This window comes from Myxococcota bacterium (genome assembly GCA_041389495.1).
Classification (GTDB): Bacteria; Myxococcota_A; UBA9160; order UBA9160; family UBA4427; genus JAWKRT01.
Genome location: JAWKRT010000001.1, coordinates 1,883,791 through 1,907,661 on the forward strand (window position 1 = coordinate 1,883,791; position 23,871 = coordinate 1,907,661).

Annotated in this window: 18 protein-coding genes; 10 read left to right on the forward strand and 8 right to left on the reverse strand. The window is 72.5% G+C overall.

The window, feature by feature from the left end:
• Positions 1–6 precede the first annotated feature (6 nt).
• Positions 7–864 carry an SDR family oxidoreductase gene (locus tag R3E88_08340; protein ID MEZ4216471.1) on the reverse strand — a complete coding sequence of 286 codons (858 nt, stop codon included), beginning with the start codon at positions 862–864 and terminating at the stop codon, positions 7–9.
• 137 nt (positions 865–1,001) lie between these two features.
• On the opposite strand from R3E88_08340, the gene R3E88_08345 reads away from it, so the two are divergent.
• Entirely contained in the window at positions 1,002–1,763 is a 762-nt protein-coding gene (locus tag R3E88_08345) for an SDR family NAD(P)-dependent oxidoreductase (protein ID MEZ4216472.1), read from the forward strand.
• A 228-nt stretch (positions 1,764–1,991) separates the two neighbouring features.
• On the opposite strand, the gene R3E88_08350 is transcribed toward R3E88_08345, so the two are convergent.
• The 3 genes from R3E88_08350 to R3E88_08360 all read right to left on the reverse strand — a co-directional run bounded on the left by R3E88_08350 (position 1,992) and on the right by R3E88_08360 (position 5,819).
• Positions 1,992–2,657 (reverse strand): hypothetical protein, encoded by a 666-nt coding sequence (locus R3E88_08350; GenBank protein MEZ4216473.1) that lies wholly within the window; start codon positions 2,655–2,657, stop codon positions 1,992–1,994.
• An 83-nt stretch (positions 2,658–2,740) separates the two neighbouring features.
• On the reverse strand, positions 2,741–4,099 hold the full coding sequence (locus R3E88_08355; protein ID MEZ4216474.1) for a tail fiber domain-containing protein: 1,359 nt from the start codon (positions 4,097–4,099) through the stop codon (positions 2,741–2,743).
• 100 nt (positions 4,100–4,199) lie between these two features.
• Positions 4,200–5,819, reverse strand: coding sequence for a tail fiber domain-containing protein (locus tag R3E88_08360; GenBank protein ID MEZ4216475.1), 1,620 nt, complete (start codon positions 5,817–5,819; stop codon positions 4,200–4,202).
• A 418-nt stretch (positions 5,820–6,237) separates the two neighbouring features.
• On the opposite strand from R3E88_08360, the gene R3E88_08365 reads away from it, so the two are divergent.
• Positions 6,238–7,014 carry a hypothetical protein gene (locus R3E88_08365; GenBank protein MEZ4216476.1) on the forward strand — a complete coding sequence of 259 codons (777 nt, stop codon included), beginning with the start codon at positions 6,238–6,240 and terminating at the stop codon, positions 7,012–7,014.
• 4 nt (positions 7,015–7,018) lie between these two features.
• On the opposite strand, the gene R3E88_08370 is transcribed toward R3E88_08365, so the two are convergent.
• A complete protein-coding gene (locus R3E88_08370) occupies positions 7,019–9,424 on the reverse strand; it encodes a tetratricopeptide repeat protein (GenBank protein MEZ4216477.1) in 2,406 nt (801 codons plus the stop codon).
• 152 nt (positions 9,425–9,576) lie between these two features.
• Between R3E88_08370 and R3E88_08375 the strand changes: the two genes are divergently transcribed.
• The gene (locus R3E88_08375; GenBank protein MEZ4216478.1) at positions 9,577–11,058 is read left to right on the forward strand and encodes a tail fiber domain-containing protein; all 1,482 of its coding nucleotides are present in this window, start codon (positions 9,577–9,579) and stop codon (positions 11,056–11,058) included.
• A gap of 7 nt (positions 11,059–11,065) precedes the next feature.
• Here the strand turns inward: R3E88_08375 and R3E88_08380 are convergent, their stop codons facing one another.
• The gene (locus R3E88_08380; protein MEZ4216479.1) at positions 11,066–11,725 is read right to left on the reverse strand and encodes a TetR/AcrR family transcriptional regulator; all 660 of its coding nucleotides are present in this window, start codon (positions 11,723–11,725) and stop codon (positions 11,066–11,068) included.
• 26 nt (positions 11,726–11,751) lie between these two features.
• On the reverse strand, positions 11,752–13,497 hold the full coding sequence (locus tag R3E88_08385; protein ID MEZ4216480.1) for an amidohydrolase family protein: 1,746 nt from the start codon (positions 13,495–13,497) through the stop codon (positions 11,752–11,754).
• A 114-nt stretch (positions 13,498–13,611) separates the two neighbouring features.
• Between R3E88_08385 and R3E88_08390 the strand changes: the two genes are divergently transcribed.
• The 7 genes from R3E88_08390 to R3E88_08420 all read left to right on the forward strand — a co-directional run bounded on the left by R3E88_08390 (position 13,612) and on the right by R3E88_08420 (position 23,002).
• Positions 13,612–14,511, forward strand: a complete 900-nt coding sequence (locus R3E88_08390; protein ID MEZ4216481.1) for a 3-keto-5-aminohexanoate cleavage protein — start codon at positions 13,612–13,614, stop codon at positions 14,509–14,511.
• A 48-nt stretch (positions 14,512–14,559) separates the two neighbouring features.
• Positions 14,560–15,792 (forward strand): amidohydrolase family protein, encoded by a 1,233-nt coding sequence (locus R3E88_08395; GenBank protein ID MEZ4216482.1) that lies wholly within the window; start codon positions 14,560–14,562, stop codon positions 15,790–15,792.
• Positions 15,793–15,804: 12 nt separating this feature from the next.
• On the forward strand, positions 15,805–17,463 hold the full coding sequence (locus R3E88_08400) for an amidohydrolase family protein (GenBank protein ID MEZ4216483.1): 1,659 nt from the start codon (positions 15,805–15,807) through the stop codon (positions 17,461–17,463).
• Positions 17,464–17,591: 128 nt separating this feature from the next.
• Positions 17,592–18,245, forward strand: a complete 654-nt coding sequence (locus R3E88_08405) for a PaaI family thioesterase (GenBank protein MEZ4216484.1) — start codon at positions 17,592–17,594, stop codon at positions 18,243–18,245.
• The gene (locus tag R3E88_08410; protein MEZ4216485.1) at positions 18,242–20,203 is read left to right on the forward strand and encodes a pyrroloquinoline quinone-dependent dehydrogenase; all 1,962 of its coding nucleotides are present in this window, start codon (positions 18,242–18,244) and stop codon (positions 20,201–20,203) included. Before R3E88_08405 ends, R3E88_08410 begins: the two co-directional genes overlap by 4 nt.
• A gap of 43 nt (positions 20,204–20,246) precedes the next feature.
• Positions 20,247–21,890 (forward strand): acyl-CoA synthetase, encoded by a 1,644-nt coding sequence (locus tag R3E88_08415; protein MEZ4216486.1) that lies wholly within the window; start codon positions 20,247–20,249, stop codon positions 21,888–21,890.
• Positions 21,891–21,937: 47 nt separating this feature from the next.
• On the forward strand, positions 21,938–23,002 hold the full coding sequence (locus R3E88_08420) for a dihydrodipicolinate reductase (protein MEZ4216487.1): 1,065 nt from the start codon (positions 21,938–21,940) through the stop codon (positions 23,000–23,002).
• Here the strand turns inward: R3E88_08420 and R3E88_08425 are convergent.
• The gene (locus R3E88_08425) at positions 22,999–23,859 is read right to left on the reverse strand and encodes a class I SAM-dependent methyltransferase (GenBank protein MEZ4216488.1); all 861 of its coding nucleotides are present in this window, start codon (positions 23,857–23,859) and stop codon (positions 22,999–23,001) included. The genes R3E88_08420 and R3E88_08425 overlap by 4 nt on opposite strands.
• Between the last annotated feature and the right edge of the window lie 12 nt (positions 23,860–23,871).

Sequence of the window (23,871 nt, forward strand, 5' to 3'; positions counted from 1 at the left end):
GCGCCCTCAGAGCCCGAGCGGGCGGTTCATGAAGCGCTTCGCCTTCGGCGACCAGAACCAGCCGGCGCCGGCCTTGCTGCCGCCGTCGACCGGCACGTTGTGGCCAGTGACGTAGGTCGAGAGGTCGGACGCGAGGAAGAGCGCGACGCGCGCCGTCTCCTCGGGCCAGCCGAGCCGGCCGACCGGCGCCCACGACTCCCACAGGTGCTCGTGCTCCTCCCAGCCCGCGATGTAGTCGACCTGCGGCGTCTGCGTGAGGTCGGGGCCGACGCCGTTCACGCGGATGCCCTTGCGTCCGTAGGCGACGGCGAGGCACGTCGTGAAGTGCGCGATCGCGGCCTTCATCGAGCCGTAGACGGGCTCGCCCGGGTAGCCGCGCATGCCCTCGACGGAGTGCACGTTCACGATCGACCCGCGGCGCCGGTCGATCATGCACGGCAGGAACGCGCGCGTGACGGCGTAGAAGTGGAGCTGGTTCACGCGGAACATCGCGTCCCACGATTCGGGCGTCGACTCGTGGAACGGCACGAGCGGCCGGTAGTCGCCGACGTTGTTGACGAGCACGTCGATCGCGCCGTGCCGGTCGAGCACGGCCTCGCGGAGCCGCTCGACGTCGGCGAGCTCGCGGACGTCGACCACGTGCGCGCGCGCGGCGCCGCCCGAAGCCTCGATCTCCTTCACCTTCGCCTCGGCGCGGGCGGGGTCGATCTCCGCGATCTCGACGCGCGCGCCGTGCGCGGCGAACAGGCGCGCGATCGCGCCGCCGATGCCGTCGCCGCCGCCGGTCACGACGGCGACCCGGCCGTCGAGCAGCTTCGACCAGTCGTCGATGCGCGGAACGTCGCTCTCTCGCTGCGTCGTCATGGCGATGCCTCCCGCGCGCATCCTAGACCCGCGCGCGCGGCGCGCGGGTACACTGCGCCCCCCCGCGTACGCCCGGCGCGCCGGGGGCGGTGCGCGCCGGCGCCCGCGCGGTCGCCGGGACGAGGAGCAGGAGCGAGATGCAGATCGAGAACGCACGGGCCGTCGTCGTCGGCGGCGCATCGGGAATGGCGCGCGCGACCGCCGAGCTGCTCGCGCAGGGCGGAGCGAAGGTCGCGGTGCTCGACCTCCCGGCGTCCGAGGGAGCGAGCGTCGCGAAGCAGATCGGCGGCTCGTTCTTCGCCGTCGACATCACGGACGAGGCGAGCGTCGCGGCCGCGATCGCGGGCGCGGCGGACGCGCTCGGCGGCATCGACGTCGGCGTCAACGTCGCGGGCGGCGGGATCGCGAAGCGCACGCTCACGAAGGAAGGGCCGCACCCGCTCGCCGACTTCCGGCGCGTCGTGGACCTGAACCTCGTCGCGACCTTCGACCTGCTGCGGCTCGAGGCCGACGTCATGAGCCGCAACGAGCCCAACGCCGACGGCGAGCGCGGCGTCATCGTCAACACCGCGTCGATCGCGGCCTTCGAGGGGCAGATCGGCCAGGTCGCCTACGCCGCGGCGAAGGCCGGCATCGTCGGCATGACCTACGTCGCCGCGCGCGACCTCGGCTCGCTCGGCATCCGCGTCAACGCGATCGCGCCGAGCCTCTTCCAGACGGGCATCACGAAGCTCGTCCCCGAGGCGATGGCCGCCGCGCTCACGAAGGACGCCGCGTTCCCGAAGCGCATGGGAAAGCCCGGCGAGTACGCGCTGCTCGCGAAGGCGATCATCGAGAACCCGATGCTCAACGGCGGCACGATCCGCCTCGACGCCGGGCAGCGCTTCGCGCCGAAGTAGACGCGGCCCAGCATTCGCGCGGCGAGCTTCGACATCGACGACGTCGACGCCGACCCGGCGAAGCTCGAGGCCGAGCTCGCGCGCCTGCGGCGCGAAGACCCGGTGCACCTGGACGCGAAGAACGGCTTCTGGCTGCTCACTCGTCCCGCAGAGGTTCGCGCCGCGTAGAAGGACGCGGAGCGCTTCTCGTCGGGCACCGGCGGCCGCGCGGCATCGCGTCGAAGGCGTTCACGCTGCGCTGACGCGGTTGGGTGGGCGCGGGCCCAGCAATCGCCGCGCGCCGAGCGCCATCGTCGCCATCAGCGCGAGAAGCCCGACCAGCGGCAGCGCCGGCACCGCCGCGATCGCGAACCAGCCGGTGGTGTTGCCCGACGAGACCGAGTTGCCGGGATAGCCGATCGAGCTCCCGATCGCGTGGTTGTCCTTGACGTCGACCCAGTCGACGAGCTGCGTGCCCTGGAGGTCGATGTTCGCCTGCACGCCGTCGGTCTTGCTTCGGATCGCGAGAAGGTTGCCCGGCGCGCCGCTGATGTGCAGGTGCGTCGAGACCGTCTGCGTACTGCCCTCGGCGAACTGATAGGTCTTCGCCGTCGAGCTCGTGAGCGAGAGCGTCGAGAAGGTGCTGTCGCTCGAAATCGTGGCGGTCGTCACGCCGCATCCGTCGGCGAACGCGATCGTGCCCATGCTGGCGACGAAGGTGCCGGAGTTCGTCCAGTCGCCGGCGACCTGGAGCACGCCGGTGCCTCCGTCGATCGAGCCACCGGGCTGGACGACCACGTGACGCGCGGCATCGATCGAGCCGTTCGCGACGTCGAGTGCGCCCGCGATCGCGAGATCGGCGCAGCCGAGATCGAGGTTCGAGGTACCGAGCGCGAGCGCGCTGCCCGAACCCACGGTGAGATCGCTGGCGAGCGTCGTGCTGGGAGCCGCAGCGATGGCGAGGAGTGCGAGAGCGGCTGCGAGTCGGGGAGAGTGGTTCATCGCGAGGCTCCCTTCGCATGCGCGCGATCGCGCACGTCTTCGAGCTCGGCGACCCGGGACCGCAACCGAGCGATCTCCGCGCGCTGCTGCTGGACTTCGTTGAGCAAGAGCGCCGGCAGCACGTGGTACTTGACCGAGTAGGGCGAGCCGTCGGCGCCGGGCGCGACGAGCTCGGGTGCGATGTCGGCGACCTCCTCCGCGATCAGGCCGTACTGGAGCTCGCCGGACGCTTCCTTGCCGACGGTCTCCTCGGTGTAGTGGAAGACGACGGGGCGCAGCTTCATCAGCACGTCGCTCGCCGAGCCCATGTCGGCGACGTCGCGCTTGAAGCGGGCGGAGGAGGTCGTGGTGCCCAGCGTGCCCGAGGCGTTCACGAGCACGGCGATGCCGCCCGTCGAGGTTCGTCCGTGGATGCCGGCGATCGTGGCCTGGGTGTGGGTACCGAGGGTCCCGATCCGGATCTGGCCGCTCTCGGCCGCAGCACCCTGGTTCGCGAGGTAGATGTTGTTGCTTCCCGCGGTCAGACCGGCTCCGGCGGTGTACCCGACCGCGATGTTCGACGACCCGGACGTGAGCGAGTAGAGCGCGCCGTATCCCGCCGCGGTGTTGTTGGAGCCGGTCGTGTTCGAGCGAAGGGACTCCGCGCCCGCGGCGGTGTTCTTGGAGCCGGACGTGTTGTAGGCGAGGGCACCGCTTCCGGCGGCGGTGTTCTGGAAGCCGACCGTGTTCGAAGTCAGGGCGAGGAATCCCGAGCCCGTGTTGCGCGAGCCGTTCTGGTTGCTCTGCAGGGCCGCGTCTCCCAACGCGGTATTGCGAGTGCCCGTCGTGTTCAGGCCCATCGCGTACGTTCCGGTCGAGGTGTTGTAGTAGCCCGTGGTGTTCGAGCCCAGGGAACGGTGTCCCGTGGCCGTGTTGAAGAAGCCGGTCGTGTTGTGCTCGAGGGCGCGGGTTCCGAGCGCGGCGTTGCGATCGCCGCTGGTGTTGGCGGCGAGGGCGCGATATCCGAGGGCGGCGTTCCAGAAGCCCGTCGTGATCGCACCGAGTGCGGCTTCGCCGAACGCCGCGTTGGCGCCTGTGAATCCGGTGGTCGTCAGGCTTCCGGCACCCGCTCCCACGAACAGGTTGTGATTCCCGGTCGTGTGCACGAAGAGTGCGCCGTTGCGCGACAGGTTCCCGGTGGCTTCGTCGACGCGCAGGCGCTCGATCGCGCCCGTGTCGTCGCGCACGGAGAAGCCGGCTCCGGCGTCGAGCGTCGCGGTGAGATCGGCAGCGATACTGGGCGAGGCCAGCGCGATGCCCGCGCTGATGGAGACCGCGAGCAGGGTTGCCTGACCGGTGCGGGAGCGATCTCGCATGTCCATCCTCTCGCGTCCGGAGTTCCCGGCGGGCGACGCTCGTGAGTGGCTCGACCTGATGAAGAAGCCTAACCCGCGCGGCGATCGCGGTGGGACTCCATCACTCCCTTCCCGCGGACCCCTGCAGCGCCTCCAGCGCAGCGAGCCGGGCGAGCAGCTCTTCGATCGTGCGCTGCTGCTCGTCGTTGCGGAGCTCGGACTTCTGCAGCTCGTTGAGCAAGAGCGCCGGCAGCACGTGGTACTTGACCGAGTAGGGCGAGCCGTCGGCGCCGGGCGCGACGAGCTCGGGTGCGACGTCGGCGACCTCCTCGGCGATCAGGCCGTACTGCAGCTCGCCGCTCGCTTCCTTGCCGACGGTCTCCTCGGTGTAGTGGAAGACGACGGGTCGCAGCTTCATCAGCACGTCGCTCGCCGAGCCCATGTCGGCGATGTCGCGCTTGAAGCGGGCGGACGAGGTCGTGGTGCCCAACGTGCCCGAGGCGTTCACGAGCACGGCGATGCCGCCCGAGGACGTCGCGCCGTGGATTCCGGCGATGTGCGCGGCCGTCTGCGCACCGATCGTGCCGATCTTGATCTGCCGGCTCTCGCCGGCGACGCCTACGTTCCCGAGATAGATGTTCTCGATCCCGTTGGTCTGGAGGGCGCCCGCGTTCTGCCCGACCGCGATGTTGTAGGCGCCGGTGGTGTTGTTGGCCAGCGCTCGCCTGCCGACCGCGGTGTTGAAGCCCCCTGTGGTGTTGTTGAGCATCGATTGGAATCCCACCGCCGTGTTTCGGACGCCGATGGTGTTGTCGCGGAGGGCGTAGGCTCCCGCAGCGGTGTTGAAGAAGCCCGTGGTGTTCGCGACCAGCGATTGGAACCCGGCCGCGGTGTTGCTGTCGCCGGTGGTGTTGGAGTGCAGGGCACTGGTTCCACTCGCGGTGTTCCTGGCGCCGATCGTGTTGCTGCGTAGGGATTGGAAGCCCGACGCGGTGTTGTAGGAGCCGGTGCTGTTGTACCTGAGAGCGTTGGCTCCCGTCGCGGTGTTGTGGTTGCCCGTGGTGTTGGTGTAGAGCGCACTGCTTCCGGTCGCGGTGTTGTCGTTGCCGGTGGTGTTCAGGAACAGGGCGGTGCTTCCCGCGGCGGTGTTGTCGTTTCCCGAGCTGTTCAGCAGGAGCGCGGAGGCACCCGCCGCGGTGTTTCGCGAGCCCACGGAGTTGCTGGAGAGCGCTTGATGCCCGGCGGCGGTGTTGGCCTCGCCCGTTCCGTTCCCTTGCAGGGCGTTGACTCCCGCCGCGGTGTTGTGCCGGCCCGTGGTGTTGTATCGCAGCGCGTTGAATCCGGTCGCGGTGTTTCCGTAGCCCGAGGTGTTGAAGTGGAGCGCGTAGGCTCCCGCGGCGGTGTTCCCGAAGCCCGAGGTGTTCGCCGCGAGTGCGCTGGCGCCGATCGCCGCGTTGAGGCTGCCCGACGAGCTCGTGTTCCCGGATCCGGGCCCGACGAACACGCTGCTCGCACCGGTCGTGTGCACGAACAAGGCACCGTTGCGCGAGATGTTCCCGGTGGCCTCGTCGATGCGCAGGCGTTCGGCGGGCGGGCCGCCGTTCGTCTCGACGACGAAGTCTTCGGCGGCGCCGAGCGTGACCGTCACGTCGGCCGCACCGGTGCCTGGATGGAAGCAGGAGAGGAGGGCGAGCAACGAGATCGACCGAAGAGAACGACCCGCAAACGAACGAGCCGCCATGGGAGCCTCCGCGAGAACCCGCCGGCGCAATGCGGCGGGAACGACTGCCGCACCGCCTAGCTTACGGCGCGGGTGCCGCGGCCTGCCAGCCGCCTTCGCAGCAAGCGGGCGGTGGCTTGCCGCGCCGGCCCGCTCCCGGATAGCGTGCGCGGCAGCTTCGACGTAGCGACGGGTGAGCACGGGGCCTGCGCAAGTGGGCCGCGTCCGTGGAGATTTCGTCGCCGAGGGAGGAGCCGCGATGCGTGGCGAGGCCGGTGGCCGGATCGATGTCCTTCGCATGGGCATCTGTGTGGTCGCGATCGCTATCGGGGTCGGATGCGAGCGACCGGAAGCCGCACCGTCGCGGGCGGGCGATTCCGCTTCCGGCGGGGCCGGCGTCGTCGCGCGCGTCGACGGCTCGCCGATCACGGTCGACGACGTGAGCGGCGGCGGTCCGTGGTTCCGGGCCGGCGGCTCGCGCGCCGCGCTCGACCTCGCGATTGCTCGACGCCTCGCTTCGAACGAGGCGCGCCGCCGCGGCCTCGACGCCAGCGACGCCGTGCAGGAGCAGCTCCGCGCGGTGCGCAGCGAGGCGGCGGCGCGGGAGGAGGCATTGCTGGCCCACGCGCTCCAGGTCGCGCTCGCCGAGCAGATCGAGGTCTCCGACGACGAGCTGCGCGCGCACTACGAGATGACCAGGGCGCGCTTCTCGGAGCGGCGCGTGCGACTTCGCCGCAAGACGTTCGAGTCGGCCGAGGCGGCGCGCGCGGAAGACGTGCGGCTCGGCAGCGAAGGGCGGCTCGATGTCGAGTCGAGCGAGGAGATCGGCCCGGCTTCGATGCAGGAGCTCCTCCAGCGCGGGATCCTGGGCGTCATGCGCCTTCGCGAGCCGGGACAGCGCGTCGTGATCGAGCGCGAAGGCGCGCCGGCCCTGCTCGAGCTGGTCGAAGTGCTCCCGCCCGAGCCGCCGCCCTTCGAAGCCGTGCGCGAGCAGCTCGAAGCCGAGCTGCGCGCGCAGCGCGCGGCCGAGGCGTTCTCGAAGCTGGGCGACGAGCTGCGCGCCGCGGCGAAGATCGAGATCGACGAGGCGGCGATCGCGAAGGCGGAGGCCGAGCAGCCGTCCGCGGGCCCGCGCGCGATGCCGCCGCATCCGATGATGCGAGGGCCGGGCGTGGGCAGGATGCCCGGGGCGATGGGGCCGCCGCAGGTGCCTTGACCCGTCAGTGCGCGCCAGCCTCGGCTCCACCCCCGAGCAGCGGCGCGAGCGCCGCATATCCCTTGGCCGCGCGCTTCGCATCGTCGCCGCCGAGCCGCAGCGCCTCGTCGAGCAGCGCGCGCGCCTCGCTCTCGCGTTCGTTGGCGGCGTGGAGCACCGCGAGCCCGAGCGGCGCGAACCAGTTCTCCGGATAGAGGCGGTGCACGAGCGTCAGCACGCGGTACGCGTCCTGCCCGCGCCCCTTCTGCAGGTACACGTTCGCGAGTCGCGTGTGCACGAGCTCGTGGTTCGGCGCGAGCCGCGCGGCCTCCTCGAGTAGCGGCAGCGCGTCGTCGAGCTTGCCCTGCTCGAGGTACTGCGCCGCGAGGTTGTAGCGGCTCTCGAGCTGTGCAGGGGACGCCGCGACCGCTTCCTTCCAGCGCGCGATCGCCTTCTCCTTCTCGCCGCGGTCGAGGTGCACGGTGCCGAGGTTGTTGAGGATCGCGGCGGCGAGCGCGCTCTTCGGGTCGATCGCGAGCGCGCGCTCGTACAGCGCGATCGCGTCCTCCTCGCGTCCCTGCTGGAAGGCCGTGACGCCGAGGTTGTAGACGGCGGCGATCGAGTCGGGGTCGAGCTCGCTCGCGCGTGTGAACGCGGCCTCGGCCTTCGCGAACTCGCCCGCGCGCTGCTGGCAGTCGCCGAGCCCGAGGTAGAGGCCGGGCATCGCGTCGTGGAGTGCGACGGCCTGCTCGTAGAGGCGGGCGCACTCGCGCGGGTCGCCCGCTTCGCGGCGCAGGTCGGCGAGCTGCGCGAGCGCGGGCGGGAAGTCGGGGTTCGAGGCGAGCGCGATCTTGGCGAGCTGCTCGGCGCGCGCGCCGTTGCCGCGCTGTGCCGCGATCGCCGAGAGACCCAACAACGCGTCGGCGTCGTTGGGCGCCAGCGCGAGCGCCTTCTCGAACTCGGCGACGGCCTGGTCGAGCTCGCCCGCGCGCGCGTGGATGCGCGCCAGGTTGTCGTGGATCTCGGGCGACGACTCGTCGTCGGCGCCCGCGTCGGCTTCGCCGCCGGACTTCTCGACGTAGCCGAGCGTTGCGAGGCGCTCCTCGTTCTCGGCCAGCTCGTCGGCGCCGAGCTCGGCGACGTCTTCGCCCGTCGGCTTCGCCTTCGGCTCGCCTTCGTAGGTCGACACGTAGGCGAGCGGGCGCGCTCCGAGGAGCTCGGGCTCGAAGACGCCGGCGAGTGACTTCCCATCCATGTCCTTGCCGACCGGGAGCCCGAGGTACTGGAGCACGGTCGGGGCGAGGTCGAGCACGGAGGCCTCCTCGATCTTCGCGCCGCGTCGGATTCCCGGGCCCGCCGCGAGGAGGATGCCCTCCGGCTCGTGGTCGAGGTGCGCCGCGTTGATGTCGACGGTGTGCTCGCTGTGGATGCGCCGCTCGCCGCTCTTGAAGCCGTGATCGGAGAGCACGAAGACGGCCGTCGTGTCGAGGTCGATCTTCGCGAGCAGGCGCCCGAGCAGCTCGTCTTGATAGGCGTACCACTCGGTTACCGCGTCCTCGAAGAGCGCGTGATCCTCCTCCGAGATCCACTCGAGGCGCGGCGCGGCGTGCTTCATGAACAGGTGCGAGAAGCTGTCGACCTGCTCGAAGTAGACGAGGAACAGGTCGTAGGGCTCGCCCAGCAGCTTCTCCGCGATCGACGTATAGCCCTGCGCGGTGACGGCGTACTGCTGGAAGAGGTGGAGCGGATTGTCCGGGTCGGCGCGCGCCGTCCGCGCGGGGTCGAAGCGCGCGTTGCGGAACTGCTCCTCGGACAGGTGCAGGAAGCGCTTCGTGAAGTCGTAGGAGACGCTCTGCTCGGGCGGCACGAGCGCATCGAACTCGCCGAAGCGCTCGCTCGGCCACACCTTGCGCGCGTCGTCGCCCTCGCGCGCCGTGCGCCCGAAGCCGTGGAAGCCGAGCCCATCCGAGACCATCACGCCCGGGCCGACGTCCTCCGCCGGGTAGCTCGCCCACCAGCCGATCGAGACCGCGCGCAGCCCGCGCTCGGCCAGCACGTTCCACAGCGCCTTGGCCCTCCGGTTGTGGCTGCGCACGGGAACCCGGCTCCCGTCCTTCCGATCGACGAGGAACCAGGTGATGCCGTGCTTTGCCGGTGTCTTGCCGGTGACGACGGAGGTCCACACGACGGGGGAGAGCGGGTAGTCGACGAGCGTGCGGATCGGCCCGGAGCTGCCGCGCTCGCGCAGCGCGGCGAGGTTCGGCATCCGGCCGGCTTCGATCAGCGGGTCGACGATGCGCCAGTCGGCGCCGTCGATGCCGATCACGACGGCGCGCGGGGTGTCGCCGGCGTGGCTCATGCCGCAGCCCGAGAGGGCGAAGGCGAGCGCAAGGAAGGCCGGGAGTGCGGCGCGCCGCCGCCTCGCATCCATGTCTCGACGCTACTCGGGAGGTCGAATCCCCTGCAAGCGACACGGGAGTCCTCCCCGGGAACGCTGGATTCCGGCCGCGGGCGAGGAGTAGGCTCGGACGGGCGGCAGATGTTCCCGCCGCGATGCGTCGGCGGGTACTCGTGGAGGCTCCCATGGCGTGTCGTCGCTCGTTCGCGTTCGTCTCGCTTCTCGCCGTCCTCCTTCCCGGCGTCGGCGCGGCCGACGTGACGTTCACGCTCGGCGCGGGCGAGGACTTCGTCGTCGAGGGTGCGGGCCCGGTCGAGCACCTGCGCATCGACGGCGACACGGGCAACGTGTCGAGGAGCGGCGCGCTGTTCGTCTACACGACTCCGCAGAGCCTCTCGGTCGGGTTCGACGCGCTCGCGACCGAAGCGGCGACGCCGGCCGATTCGGGAGACGCGAACACCGCATTCGGACACAGCGCACTGCAGAGCACGTCGGGCGGCTGCTGCACGTACGGCCAGCCGTTCGGCGGGCGCAACTCCGCGTTCGGCAAGTACGCACTCGCGGCGAACGTGAGCGGGAACGAGAGCTCGGCCTTCGGTGCGAACGCGCTGCGCAACACGACGGTCGGCGGGAGCGCGGCGTTCGGCGCGGATGCGCTGATGTCGAGCACGACCGGCTACTTCAACTCGGCGTTCGGTACCCGGGCGCTCACGGCGAACACGACGGGCTCGCAGAACGTGGCGTTCGGATACGGCGCGCTCGCGAGCAACGACGTCGGCATCACCAACTCCGCCGTCGGCTTCGCAGCCCTCGCTTCGAATACGAACGGCACGTCGAACACCGCGGTCGGCTTCCAGGCGCTCGCCTACAACACGACCGGCGACAACCACGTGGCCGTCGGATACGCCGCCCTCCAGAGCACGCAGGACTCGCTGCGCAACACGGCGGTGGGGACGCGCGCGCTCCAGTTCCTGACGACGGGCGGCGACAACGCCGCGGTCGGGATGCACGCGCTGCGTGCGAACGTCGTCGGGTCGAACAACACCGCCGTCGGGTCGCAGGCGCTCGACGGCGCGACCGGGAGCGGAAACACGGGAGTCGGGTCGTCGTCCCTCGGGTCGCTCGGGACCGGGAACAACAACGTCGCGCTCGGCGGCGGATCGAGTCTCGTGACCGGGAGCGACAACGTCTACATCGCCAACACGGGGAACAACTTCGAGAGCGGGAAGATCCGCATCGGGACGGCCTCGCAGACCGAGGCCTTCATCACGGGCATCTCGGGCAACACGGTCTCGGGCGGCGTTCCGGTGTTGATCAACGCGTCCCACGAGCTCGGCACCACGACCTCGTCCGCGAAGTTCAAGGAGAAGGTCGAGACGCTCGCCGACCCGCGCGACGTGCTGATGCGGCTTCGCCCGGTGTCGTTCGTGTATCGCGAGGACGCGGGCGGCGACGGCGCCACGATCGAGTACGGACTGATCGCGGAGGAGGTGGCGAAGGTCGCGCCCGAGCTCGTCGTGGTCGACGGCGAGGGCGCGCCGTACTCGGTGCGGTACCAGCTGCTCACGCCGATGCTCCTGCGCGAGATCCAGCGCCAGGAGCTCGCGATCCGCGATCAGGCGAAGGCGATCGACGAGCTGCGCGATCGGCTCGCCGATCGCGAGTGAGCGCGACCTAACGAGCGGGAGCCAGCGCCTCGGCGAAGAAGTCGAGCGTGCGGCGCAGGCGGCGCCGCCGCTCGGCGGGGTCGTCGGGCGCGGCGGCGAGGGCGCCGAAGGCCGAGGTGAGCAGGATCTGCGCGAGCTCGTCGGGCGGGAGCGCGCCGGCGCGCAGCTCGCCGCGCGCGGCGGCCGCGGCGAGGTGGCCTGCGATCGCGCGGCCGATCGGGTCGTCGTCGAGCGACGTGCCGTCCGGCGGCCGCAGGAGCAGGCCGAGGGAATCGCGCACGAGGTCGGGCGCGGCGAGCTCCTCCTCGACGTCGATCATCGCGTCGGCGACCGCGCGCAGGAAGTGCGCGAGGCCGGGCTCGCCGCCCGCCGGCGCGAGCGCCTCGAGTCGCTCGATGAAGCGCTGCGCGTTGCGCAGCCACATCTCGAAGACGACGTGGTCCTTGGTCGGGAAGTGGAAGTAGAATGTGCCGGGCACGACGCCGGCCGCGCGCGCGATGTCGTGCACGCGCGCGTTCTGCGTGCCGACGCGGCGGAACTCGGCGATCGCGAGCGCGTAGAGCTGCTCGCGCGTGTCGCGCCGCTGCGCTTCGCGCCGGCTCGCGGCGACGCCGCGCCGCGGCGCTCTCGCCGGGCGCGCGGCGCCCTCCGAACCCGGGCTCGCCATCGTGGCTGCGCTCTGCCGCGCGCTCGCTAGGCCGCGCTCGGCGCGGGCTGCGCGCCGCGCACGAGCGCGCCGGGCAGGGCGCCCGTCGGCCGGTCGTCGCGCATCGTCTCGACGCCCGACACGAAGGTCGCGACATAGCCGCGCGCGCGCTGCACGAGGCGGCGCGCGCCGGCCGGCAGGTCGGCGACGGCCTCGGGCAGCTCGAGCGCGAGCCGCTCGAGATCGATCAGGTTGAGGTCGGCCTTCATGCCGGGCTCGAGCGTGCCGCGATCCTCGAGCCCGTAGAGCCGCGCCGGGTCGTGCGTCATGCGCTTCACGGCGAACTCGATCGGGAGGCGCGGGCCGCGCGAGCGGTCGCGCACCCAGTGCGTGAGCATGAACGTCTGGATGCTCGCGTCGCAGATCAGCGCGCAGTGCGCGCCGCCGTCGCCGAGGCCGAGCACGGTCTGCGGCTCGTGCATCATCTCGTAGATCGGGTCGCACGAGCGCTCGGAGTAGTTGAGCGCGGGGACGAGCAGCATCGCGCGGCCGTCCTCCGCGATCATCGCGTCGTAGAGCACTTCCTGCGGGTCGCGGCCGGAGCGCTTCGCGATCGCGGCGATCGAGTCCTCGTCGCTCGGCTCGTAGTTCATCGGGTTGCCGAGCGGGAAGAGCTTGTCGTACTGCACCCAGACGGCCCCGAAGCCGTTCGTGTCGGCGGGCTCGGACAGGATGCGCCGGCGCCGCTCGGGCGTGCGCAGCTCGGCCGCGAGCTCGGCGAGCGGGAGCCCCGCGATCTCCTCGAACGCGGGCCGGCCGCGCCACGCGTGCCGCTCCGTCTGCAGGCCCATCAGCATGCCGAACGGGCGGCCGGCGATCTGCGGATGGAGGTCCGCGCCCTCGGCGCGCGCGGCCTTCGCCGTCGCGAGCAGCTCGCGCCACAGGTTCGGCGCGGCGTCGACCTGCAGCATCGTGAACGACACGGGGCGGCCGATCTCCTTCGAGAGCCGCCGCATCCAGTCGACCTCGGCCTTCGGCGCCTCGACGTCCTCGCCGGCCGCGCCGTTGTTCGCGACCTCGAAGATGCCGGTGCCGAGCTCGCCGAGGACGCGTCCGATGCCGAACAGCTCGTCCTCCGATGCGAACGTGCCGGGCACGGGCTCGCCGTTCGGCGCGCGGTGCGCGAGCGTGCGCGACGTCGAGAAGCCGAGCGCGCCGGCCGCGATGCCCTCCTTCACGAGGCGCGCCATCTCGGCGATGTCGGCGGGCGTGGCCGGCTCGTTGCTCGCGCCGCGCTCGCCCATGACGTACGTGCGCAGCGACGTGTGCGGCACGTGCGTCGCGATGTCCATCGCGAGCGGCGCGCGCTCGAGCGCGTCGAGGTACTCCGGGAACGACTCCCAGTCCCACTTCATGCCGGCCGAGATCGCGGCGCGCGGGATGTCCTCGACGCACTCCATCAGCTCGATCAGCCACTCGCGCTCGTCCGGCCGGGCGGGCGCGAAGCCGACGCCGCAGTTGCCGAGCACGGCGGTCGTGACGCCGTGGAAGCAGCTCGGCGTGAGGTAGGGGTCCCAGGTGACCTGCGCGTCGTAGTGCGTGTGCACGTCGACGAAGCCCGGCGTCACGACGAGGCCCGTCGCGTCGACCTCGCGCGCGGCCTCGCCCGCGATCTCGCCGGGCGCGCCGACGGCGGCGATGCGCCCGTCGCGCACCGCGACGTCGCCCCGGAAGGGCGCCCGGCCGGTGCCGTCCACGATGGTTCCGCCGCGCACGATCAGGTCGTAGGTCATGGGTGGTGGTCTCCTCGGCGCGGGACGATGGCCGAAGTTCGTTGACTTTGTCAACGAAGGCCGGTGAGACTTCGCGCCGCGGACCGGCCGGCGCCGGTCGCCCCGGGAGGCCCCATGCCCGACGCGACGCCCGTGATCCTCGAGGCCGCCATCAACGGAATGGGGACGAAGGAGCGCAACCCGCACATCCCGACGACGCCGGCCGAGGTCACGGCCACGGCGCTCGCCTGCTACGCGGCGGGCGCCTCGATCGTGCACGCGCACAACCACGACATCGCGCTCGGGGGCAAGGAGGCGGCCGAGGCGTACGCGCAGGCGTGGCGGCCGGTGCTCGACGCGCGTCCCGACGCGCTCTGGTACCCGACGCTCTGCGCGGCCGCCGGCGACGCGCCGCGCATGCTCGAGCACGTCGACCTGCTGCACCGCGACGGCCTGCTGCGCCTCGGCCTGTTCGACCCGGGCTCGACCAACATCGGGCTTCCGGGGCCCGACGGCGTTCCCGTCGGCGGCGTCTACGCGAACCCGTACGACGCGATCCGCTATGCGATGGAGTTCCACGCGGCGCGCGGCCTCGGGCCGCAGCTCGCGATCTACGAGCCGGGCTTCCTGCAGACGACGCTCGCCTATCACCGGCTCGGGCGGCTGCCGCGCGGCGCGATGGCGAAGCTCTACTTCGGCGGGCCGTGCGGGCTCGCGTCGCGCACGCCGGGCGTGACGTTCGGGCTGCCGCCGACGCGGCACGCGCTGCTCGCCTACCTCGACATGCTCGAGGGCACGCGCATCCCGTGGTCGGTCTCGGTGTGGGGCGGCGACCTGATGCAGACCGAGGTCGCGCGGCTCGCGCTCGAGCGCGGCGGCCACCTGCACGTCGGGCTCGAGGAGCACCTCGACCCGGCGCGCACACCGACGAACGAGGAGCTCGTACGGGAGGCGGCGGCGCTCTGCGCCGAGGTCGGCCGCCCGCTCGCGACGTGCGCCGACGCGGCGCGCCTGCTCGCGTTGCCCGGGGAGTAGACTGCGCGCGCCCCGGCCCGCGCGGAGCGACGCCAGGAGGAGACGGCCATGCCGCCCGCGACCGCATCCGCGCGCGAGACCGCGCCCGCGCGCGTGCTCGACTGGGTGATCGACGTCGACACGCACATCACCGAGCCGCCCGACCTGTGGGCGTCGCGGCTGCCCGCGCGCATGCGCGCCGAGGCGCCGCGCATCGTGACGATCGAGCGGCCCGACGGCCGCGGGAAGATGGAGCTCTGGAGCGTCGGCGACGGCGCGGCCGCGGTGCCGGTCGGACACACCGCGGTGGCCGGCTGGCCCGATCCGTTCCCCGCCGCGCCGTCGGGCTTCGCCGAGTGCCCGCCCGCGTCGTACGACGCGACCGCGCGCCTCGCCTACATGGACTCGATCGGGGTCTGGGCGACCGCGCTCTACCCGAACGTCGGCGGCTTCGGGAACCAGGCCTTCCTCCAGCTCCGCGACGAGGAGCTGAAGCGCGAGTGCGTGCGCGCGTACAACGACTTCCTGTTCGACTGGGTCGCGCCCGACCCGCGGCGCTTCATCCCGATCGTGTCGCTCCCGTTCTGGGACGTCGCGGCGTCGGTCGCGGAGATCGAGCGCACGGCGAAGCTCGGCGCGAAGGGCCTGCTGTTCACGGGCGAGCCGCACACGCACGGCATGCCGCGGCTCGCATCGGCGCACTGGACGCCGCTGTGGGAGGCCGCCGTCGCGCACGACCTGCCCGTGAGCTTCCACCTCGGCAACGGCGAGTTCACGAACGGCTTCTCGCCCGACTCGCTGCGCGACTACGGCGTCGGCGCCACCAACGCGCGCACCGCCGTGCAGCTCTTCCTCGACAACGGCAAGCAGCTCGTCGACCTGCTGCTCTCGGGCGTGCTCGCGCGGCACCCCGCGCTGCGCGTCGTCTCCGTCGAGAGCGGCATCGGGTTCATCCCGTTCGTGCTCGAGAGCTGCGACTACGCGTTCGAGTACTCGCGCATCCGGCAGGAGCGGCCCGAGTTCGCGCTCAAGCCGTCCGAGTACTTCGCGCGCCAGGTCTACGGCTGTTACTTCTTCGAGGAGCACGCGCCGCAGCAGCTCCTCGACGACATCGGCGTCGAGCGCGTGCTGTTCGAGACGGACTACCCGCACCCGATCTGCCTGTACGGCAACGTGCGCGAGAAGATCGACGCCGGGCTCGCCGGCAAGCCGGCGGACGTCCGGCGCAAGGTGCTCTTCGAGAACGCCGCGAAGCTCTACCGCGTCGAGGCGCCCGACCGCGCGCCCGACGCCCACGCCTGAAGAGGAGGCTCCATGAGCGCAGACATCGTGATCCGCGGCGGAACGGTCGTCGACGGCAGCGGCGCGCCCGGCATCGAGGCCGACGTCGCGATCGAGGGGGGCGCGATCCGCGCGATCGGGAAGGGCCTCGACGGCGCGCGCGAGCTCGACGCGCGCGGCAAGGTCGTGGCGCCGGGCTTCATCGACATCCACACGCACTTCGACGCGCAGGTCTTCTGGGACCCGCAGCTCACGCCGTCGTGCTTCCACGGCGTGACGACCGTCGTCGCGGGCAACTGCGGCTTCTCGATCGCGCCGACGCGCCCCGAGCACCGCACGACGATCGCGCGCACGCTCGAGAACGTGGAGGACATGGACGTCGCCGCGCTCGACGCGGGCATCCCGTGGGAGTTCGAGACCTTCCCCGAGTACCTGGCGTCGGTCGAGCGCCGCGGCACGGTGCTGAACTACGCGGCCTACATCGGGCACACCGCGCTGCGCCTGTTCGCGATGGGCGACGCCGCCTACGAGCGCGCCGCGAAGGACGAAGAGATCGAGCGCATGGCGGCGATCGTCACGGAGGCGGTGCGCGCGGGCGCGGCCGGCTTCGCGACGAGCTTCGCGCCGACGCACGTCGGCATGGACGGCAAGCCCGTGCCGTCGCGCTTCGCCGAGCGGCGCGAGTTCGAGGCGCTGTGCGCGGCGGTGGCCGCGGCGGGGCGGGGCGTCGTCGCCGTCGCACCGGGCGAGAACGTCTCGATCCCCGATCTCTACGAGCTGCAGCCGAAGGTCGGGCGGCCATTCACATACGGCGCGCTGCTCACCTTCCCGGGCGACGGCTACAAGCAGCTCGTCGCGCTCAACGACGCCGGGCACGCGAAGGGCGCCTCGGTCTGGCCGCAGGTGTCGCCGCGCCCGCTGCAGTTCCAGCTCACGCTCGACGACCCGTTCACGTTCAACATCGCGGAGGCGTTCGCGGCGCTGATGCGCGGGACGCGCGACGCGCGCGTCGCCGCCTACCGCGACCGCGCCTTCCGCGAGCGCGCGCTCGCGCAGCTCGACGCGCACGTGATGCGACCGCGCTGGCACACGTTCGTCGTCGCCGAGAGCCCGACGCAGCCCGCGCTCGAGGGACGGCGTGTCGAGGACGTCGCGCGCGAGCGCGGCACGAGCGTGTTCGACGCGATCCTCGACATCGGGCTCGCCGACGATCTCGGCACGCGCTTCAACGCCGTGCTCGCGAACGACGACACCGAGGGCGTCGCGTGGCTGCTCACACGCGAGGGCGTGACGCTCGGGCTCTCGGACGCGGGCGCGCACGTGGGCCAGCTGTGCGACGCGCCGCAGGCGACCGACCTGCTCGGCAACTGGGTGCGCGACCGCGGCGTGATGAGCGTCGAGGACGCGGTGCGGCGGCTCTCGGGCCGGCAGGCCGACATCTTCGGGTTCGCGGAGCGCGGCTACCTGCGCCCGGGCTACCGCGCGGACGTCGTCGTGTTCGACCCGGCCACCGTCGCGCCCGGGCCGATCCGACGCGTGCGCGACTTCCCCGGCGACTCGGCGCGGCTCACGGCCGACCAGCCGACGGGCATGGCGCACGTGCTCGTGAACGGCACGCCCATCCAGGTGGACGGCAAGGTCGAGGCGGAGGGCGTCGCGGCGCGCCCGGGCATGCGGCCCGCGATCGCCTGAGCCATCGTCCGGCGCCTCGCGCCGTCGGCCCGTGCCGTCCGCGCGTCGGTGCGCGCCCCGCGATCCGGGCCGCGCGGCCGGCGCGCGCACGCGCCCGCCGGCCGCGCGCGCCACCACCGAGGAGCTCCATGCCCGATCCCGAACCGCAGGCGCTCGCGGGCGCCGTCGACGCGCTGCGACGCGTGCTCGCGAACCTGCGCAAGACGAAGGCGCCGGCCGCGCTGCTGGCCGACGTCGCGCGCGAGCTCGACGCGCTGCACGCGCGGCTCGCTCCGTACGACCACCCCGGCCCCTACGCGCAGGGCATCCTCGACATGGGCGAGGGGAGCTTCATCCCCGGCGCGCGCGATCCGGCGGTGTTCTTCCCGTACAGCCCGGTCGTCGGCCCGCACAACCCGATCGCGCCGCCCGTCGTGTTCGAGCAGCGCGGCGACGAGCTCGTCGCCGAGCACGTGTTCGACGCGCCGTACTGCGGGCCGCCGACGGCCGTGCACGGCGGCATCGTCGCGCTCGTGTTCGACGAGCTGCTCGGCTGCGTCAACGTCGTGAACGACGCGGGCGGCTTCACGGGCACGCTCACGGTGCGGTACCGCTCGCTCACGCCGGTCGGCGAGCGCATCGCGATGCGCGGCTGGATCGAGCGGCGCGAGGGGCGCAAGACGTTCGCGAAGGGCACGATGCACTGCGGCGACGTGCTGTGCGCCGAGGCCGAGGGCGTCTTCATCGCGCCGAGCGAGTCGCCCCTCGAGCGCGTGCGGCGCGCGCTCGCGGAGGGCGCGTGAAGCGCGCCGCGGCCGCGCGCGCGCTGGCGCTCGCCACCGCGCTCGCCGCGGCGGCGTGCGGCCGCGCGCCCGTCGAGATCGAAGCGGGTGGGCCCGTCGCCGACTGGCCGCTCTACGCGGGCCGCGGCTCGCTCCACGCCTCGCCGCTCACGCAGATCACGCCGGGGAACGCGCACGCGCTCGAGGTCGCGTGGACGCACCACAGCGGCGACGTCTACGACGGCAGCGGCCGCTCGGCGGTCACCGCGCACCAGGCGACGCCGCTCGTGGTCGACGACACGCTCTACTACTGCACGCCGTTCCAGCGCGTCTTCGCGCTCGATCCGGAAACGGGCGCGGAGCGCTGGGTGTTCGATCCCGAGCTGCGCGCGGTGAAGGGCGCGGGGCCGTACCCGCTCGCGTGCCGCGGCCTCTCGTACTGGCGCGACCCGCAGGCGGAGGAGGGCGCCGCGTGCGCGCGGCGGCTCTACCTCGGCACCAAGGACTCGGAGCTGATCGCGCTCGACGCGCGCACGGGCGCGCCCTGCGAAGGCTTCGGCGAGCACGGCCGCGTCGCGCTGCGCGAGGGCATCGGCGAGGCCGCCGTCTGGGAGTACTACCCGACGTCGCCCGGCTACGTGATCGGCGACGTCATCGTGCTCGGTGCGCTCGTCGCCGACAACGTGCGCGTCGACGCGCCGAGCGGCGTCGTGCGCGCGTTCGACCTGCGCACGGGCGCGCTGCGCTGGGCGTGGGACCCGGTGCCGCCCGGCTTCGCGAAGGCGCCCGACCCGGCGACGGGCCGCGTCTACGCGCGCGGCACGCCGAACGTCTGGTCGATCATCAGCGGCGACGCCGAGCGCGGGCTCGTGTTCGTGCCCACCGGCAACCCGTCGCCCGACCTCTACGGCGGCCAGCGCGACGGCATCGACTACTACGGCAGCTCGGTGGTCGCGCTCGACGCCGCGACGGGCGCCGTGCGCTGGCACTTCCAGGTCGTGCACCACGACGTCTGGGACTACGACGTGCCGAGCCCGCCCGCGCTGTTCGCGCACCCGGGCGTCGGCGGCGGGCGTCCGGCGCTCGCGCAGTCGACGAAGATGGGCATGGTCTTCCTGCTCGATCGCGAGACGGGCGAGCCGTTGTACCCGGTCGAGGAGCGGCCGGTGTCGCAGGCCGCGGCGCCCGGCGAGACGCCCGCGCCGACGCAGCCCTTCCCGACGCACCCGAAGCCGCTCCACGACTACGCGATCGGCCCCGACGACGTGTTCGGGTTCACGCCGTTCGACCGCCGCGCCTGCCGCGACCTCGTCGCGCGCTACCGGCGCGACGGCCTCTACACGGCCCCGTCGCTCGAGGGCTCGATCGTCTATCCGCACACGAGCGGCGGCATGAACTGGGGCGGCGTCGCGATCGACGAGGCGAAGGGGCTCCTGCTCGTGAACCAGCTGCACGTCGCGATGGTCGCGCAGCTCGTCCCGCGCGCGGAGGCGGACGCGATCGACAAGGCGGACGTGACCTATCCCGAGGAGTTCTACCCGATGACGGGCACGCCGTACGGCGTGCGGCGCTTCCCGCTCTTCTCGCCGTTCGGCGCGCCGTGCAGCCCGCCGCCGTGGGGCTCGCTCACGGCCGTCGACCTCGCGAGCGGCGAGGTCGTCTGGAAGGTGCCGCTCGGCAACACGCGCGACCTCGCCCCGTTCCCGCTCGAGATGGGCGTTCCGAACTTCGGCGGCGGCCTCGTGACGGCGGGCGGCGTCTACTTCATCGGCGCGACCGTCGACCGCACCTTCCGCGCCTTCGACGTCGCGAACGGGCGCGTCGTGTTCGAGGCGCGGCTGCCCGCCGACGGCACCGCGGTGCCGATGACCTATCGCCTCGGGCCGGATCGCAGGCAGTTCGTCGTCGTCGCGGCGGGCGGGAACCCGCTCGGGACGATGGGCGACGCGCTCGTCGCGTTCGCGCTGCCGCAGGACTAGCCGGCGCGCCGCGAGGGGCCCGGGCACGGAAAGGAGACGCAGCATGGCGCTCTCGCTCGCCGACGTCGCCGCGACGATCGCGGCGGCCATCCCCGATCACGAGGCGCTCGTCTTCCGCGACCGTCGCCTCACCTACCGCGAGCTCGCCGAGCGCGAGCGCCGCTTCGCGAACCTCCTGCTCGCGCGCGGCCTCGGGCTCGAGCGCGAGCGCGACGGGCTCGCGAACCACGAGTCCGGGCAGGCGCACTGCGCGCTCTACCTGTACAACGGCAACGAGTACGTCGAGGCGATGTTCGGCGCGTTCGCGGCGCGCGTCGCTCCCATCAACGTCAACTATCGCTACGTCGAGGAGGAGCTCCTCTACCTGCTCGAGAACGCGCAGGCGCGCGCGCTCGTCTACCACGCGGAGTTCGCGCCGCGCGTGGCGGCGATCCGCTCGAAGCTGCCGCGGCTCGAGCTGCTCGTGCAGGTGGCCGACGACTCGGGCGAGCCGCTGCTCGACGGTGCCGTCGACTACGAGCAGGCGCTCGCGGCGTCCTCGCCGGCCGAGCCGGCCGCGACGCCGAGCCCCGACGACCTCTACGTCCTGTACACGGGCGGCACGACGGGCATGCCGAAGGGCGTGCTCTGGCGCAGCGACGACATCTTCGTGTCCGCGATGGGCGGGCGGCGCCAGGACGGGACGCTCGTCGCGAGCCGCGAGGAGCTCGCCGCGCAGGCGAAGGCGGGCTCGCAGGCGGGGGCGAAGGCGCTGATCGGGCCGCCGCTCATGCACGGCGCCGCGCAGTGGGTGCTCGTCAATGCGATGGTCGGCGGCGCGACGATCGTGATGCCGGGCGAGGTGAAGCGCTTCGACGCGCGCGACTTCCTCGCGACCGCCGAGCGCGAGCGCGTCGCGACGGTGTCGATCGTGGGCGATGCCTTCGCGCGTCCGATCGTCGACGAGCTGCGCGCGCGGCCGTACGACCTCGCGTCGCTGCGCGTCGTCGGGTCGGGCGGCGCGCAGCTCTCGGCGCCGAACAAGGCGGCGCTGCTCGACCTGCTCCCGCACGCGATCGTGTGGGACGGCATGGGCTCCTCGGAGGGCGGCCTGCAGGCGGGCGCCGTGGCGACCAGGGGCAACGTGTCGTCGGGCAGCTTCGCGGCCGCCGTCGACTCCGTCGTCGTGTCCGACGACCTCGCGCGCGTGCTCGACCCGTCCGAGCGGGAGGAGGGCTGGCTCGCGATGGCCGGTCGCAAGCCGCTCGGGTATCTCGGCGACCCCGCGAAGACGGCGCGCACCTTCCCCGAGATCGACGGGCGGCGCTACTCGGTGCCCGGCGATCGCGCGCGCTACAACGACGCGGGCGGCATCGATCTCCTCGGGCGCGACTCGGTCTGCATCAACTCGGGCGGCGAGAAGATCTTCGCCGAGGAGGTCGAGGCGGCGCTCAAGGCGCACGGCGACGTCTTCGACGTCGTCGTCGCCCCGCGCCCGAGCGAGCGCTGGGGGCAGGAGGTCGTCGCGGTCGTGGCGCTGCGCGAGGGCGCGGCGCCCGACGAGGCGTCGCTGCTCGCGGAGTGCGAGCGGCACGTCGCCCGCTACAAGCTGCCGAAGGCGTTCGTCTTCGTGCCGGTCGTGCAGCGCAGCCCGAGCGGCAAGCCCGACTACCGCTGGGCGAAGGCGCGGGCGGAGGCCGGGAACTAGCATCGACGCCGCGCTCGCAGGGGCCGGCGGAACGGAGGAACGATCCGATGGCGTACAAGGTGATCCAGTGGGGCACGGGCTTCACGGGCAAGATGGTCGCGCGCGAGCTGCTCGAGCACCCCGAGTTCGACCTCGTGGCCGTGCTCGTGAGCGACCCGGAGAAGGAAGGCAAGGACCTCGGCGAGCTGCTCGGCCTCCCGGAGACGGGCATCGTCTGCACGCGCGACGCCGATCGCGTGCTCGCGATGGACGCCGACGTCGTCGCGTACTTCGGGCCGACGGCCGAGTACGCCGCCGCCAACATCGAGAACATGGCGAAGGCGCTGCGCGCGGGGAAGGACGTCGTGTCGACGTCGATGACGCCGCTCGTCTATCCGAAGGCGTGCCCGCCGGCGATGATCGAGGCGCTCGAGAAGGCCTGCCAGGAGGGCGGGACGAGCTGCTTCACGAGCGGCATCGACCCGGGCTTCGCGAACGACCTCTTCCCGCTGACGCTGATGGGCCTGTGCGGGCGCGTCGACCGCGTGCGCATCCAAGAGATCCTCGACTACCAGAGCTACACCGGTGACTACGCGCGCACGATGGGCATCGGCGAGCCGATGGACTTCACCGCGCTGCTCGAGAACACGAAGATCCTCGTGTTCTCGTGGGGTCACACGATCCCGATGATCGCCGACGCGCTCGGCGTCGAGATCGAGCGCTACGACTCGACCTACCAGAAGTGGGAGGCGCCCGAGGACATCCACCACATGAACGGTGTGATCCGCAAGGGCTGCTGCGCGGCGGTGCGCTTCGAGATCATGGGCATCGTGAAGGGCGAGCCGCGCATCGTGATCGAGCACGTCAACCGCATCACGAAGGCCGCCGCGCCCGACTGGCCGCGCACGAAGATCGAGGACGACGACTGCTACCGCGTGATCATCGAGGGCAGCCCGAACATCACGCAGGAGACGGCCTTCCGCGGCGCCTACGACGGCGACTCGAACTCGGGCGGCTGCCTGTCGACGGGCATGCGCGCCATCCACGCGATTCCGGCGGTGGTGGCCGCGAAGCCGGGGATGCTCTCGGCGCTCGACCTCCCGCTGATCCCGGGCAAGGGGAACATGCGCTAGCGGAGCGCGAGCTCGACGATGCGCGTCTCGGGGTTGGGCCCGAGGTCGTCGTCGCGCCCCGCGAAGTAGCGGGCGGCGAGGTCGGCGGGCCCGAGGTGCTCGACGACGTCGAAGCCGAGCTCGCGCGCCTCGCTCTCGAGCGCGGCGGGGTGCGGCCGTCCGATGCGCGCCTCGCCGAGGCTCGCCGTCCCCTCGTCCACGCGGCGCGCGATCGCGCGCGTGTCGTCGTCGAGCGCCTCGAGCGCGGCCGGGTAGTCGAACACGACGCGGCTCCCGGCCGCCGCGCAGCGCGCGACGCCCGCGAGCGTCGCGCGGCGACTCGCGGGCGCGAGGTAGCCGACGACGCCCATCCACGCGAAGAAGGCCGGCGCTCCGCGATCGAAGCCCGCCCTCGCGAGCGCGGCGTCGACGGCCTCGCGCTCGAAGTCGACCGGAACGAGCGCGACGTCGACTGCGCCGTCGAGCGCGAGCTCTGCGAGCCGCTCGCGCTTCCAGGCCTGCGTCGCCGGATGGTCGAGCTCGATCACGCGCACGCCGAGCGACGGGCGCCGCCACGCGAGGCTGTCGAGGCCCGCGCCGAGCAGCACGACCTGCGCGGCGCCGGCGTCGGCGATCGCGCGGTCGAGTCGGTCGTCCACGTGACGCGCGCGGCCGACGAGCTGCCCCTGGATGGGCCGCAGGCCGAGCTGCGCGACGACGCGCGGCATCGCGCCCGCGTCGAGCTGCGCGCGCCACTCGTCGCTCGTCAGGTCGCGCGCGAGCGGGTCGTCGAAGACGACGGGCCGATCGTGGAGGCGGTGCGCGGCGCGCAGCGCGGCGGTCGCGAGGGCGGTCTGGCTCGGCTGGCCTTCGATCACGCGCGCAGTATA

What these genes read in the sequence shown, in the direction of transcription:
- R3E88_08345 (MEZ4216472.1), top strand. Translation starts at nt 1,002, where the DNA reads ATGCAGATCGAGAACGCACGGGCCGTCGTCGTCGGCGGCGCATCGGGA.
- R3E88_08405 (MEZ4216484.1), top strand. Translation starts at nt 17,592, where the DNA reads ATGCCCGATCCCGAACCGCAGGCGCTCGCGGGCGCCGTCGACGCGCTG.
- R3E88_08340 (MEZ4216471.1), bottom strand. Translation starts at nt 864, where the DNA reads ATGACGACGCAGCGAGAGAGCGACGTTCCGCGCATCGACGACTGGTCG.
- R3E88_08395 (MEZ4216482.1), top strand. Translation starts at nt 14,560, where the DNA reads ATGCCGCCCGCGACCGCATCCGCGCGCGAGACCGCGCCCGCGCGCGTG.
- R3E88_08355 (MEZ4216474.1), bottom strand. Translation starts at nt 4,099, where the DNA reads ATGCGAGATCGCTCCCGCACCGGTCAGGCAACCCTGCTCGCGGTCTCC.
- R3E88_08370 (MEZ4216477.1), bottom strand. Translation starts at nt 9,424, where the DNA reads ATGGATGCGAGGCGGCGGCGCGCCGCACTCCCGGCCTTCCTTGCGCTC.
- R3E88_08380 (MEZ4216479.1), bottom strand. Translation starts at nt 11,725, where the DNA reads ATGGCGAGCCCGGGTTCGGAGGGCGCCGCGCGCCCGGCGAGAGCGCCG.
- R3E88_08375 (MEZ4216478.1), top strand. Translation starts at nt 9,577, where the DNA reads ATGGCGTGTCGTCGCTCGTTCGCGTTCGTCTCGCTTCTCGCCGTCCTC.
- R3E88_08385 (MEZ4216480.1), bottom strand. Translation starts at nt 13,497, where the DNA reads ATGACCTACGACCTGATCGTGCGCGGCGGAACCATCGTGGACGGCACC.
- R3E88_08400 (MEZ4216483.1), top strand. Translation starts at nt 15,805, where the DNA reads ATGAGCGCAGACATCGTGATCCGCGGCGGAACGGTCGTCGACGGCAGC.
- R3E88_08360 (MEZ4216475.1), bottom strand. Translation starts at nt 5,819, where the DNA reads ATGGCGGCTCGTTCGTTTGCGGGTCGTTCTCTTCGGTCGATCTCGTTG.
- R3E88_08390 (MEZ4216481.1), top strand. Translation starts at nt 13,612, where the DNA reads ATGCCCGACGCGACGCCCGTGATCCTCGAGGCCGCCATCAACGGAATG.
- R3E88_08415 (MEZ4216486.1), top strand. Translation starts at nt 20,247, where the DNA reads ATGGCGCTCTCGCTCGCCGACGTCGCCGCGACGATCGCGGCGGCCATC.
- R3E88_08420 (MEZ4216487.1), top strand. Translation starts at nt 21,938, where the DNA reads ATGGCGTACAAGGTGATCCAGTGGGGCACGGGCTTCACGGGCAAGATG.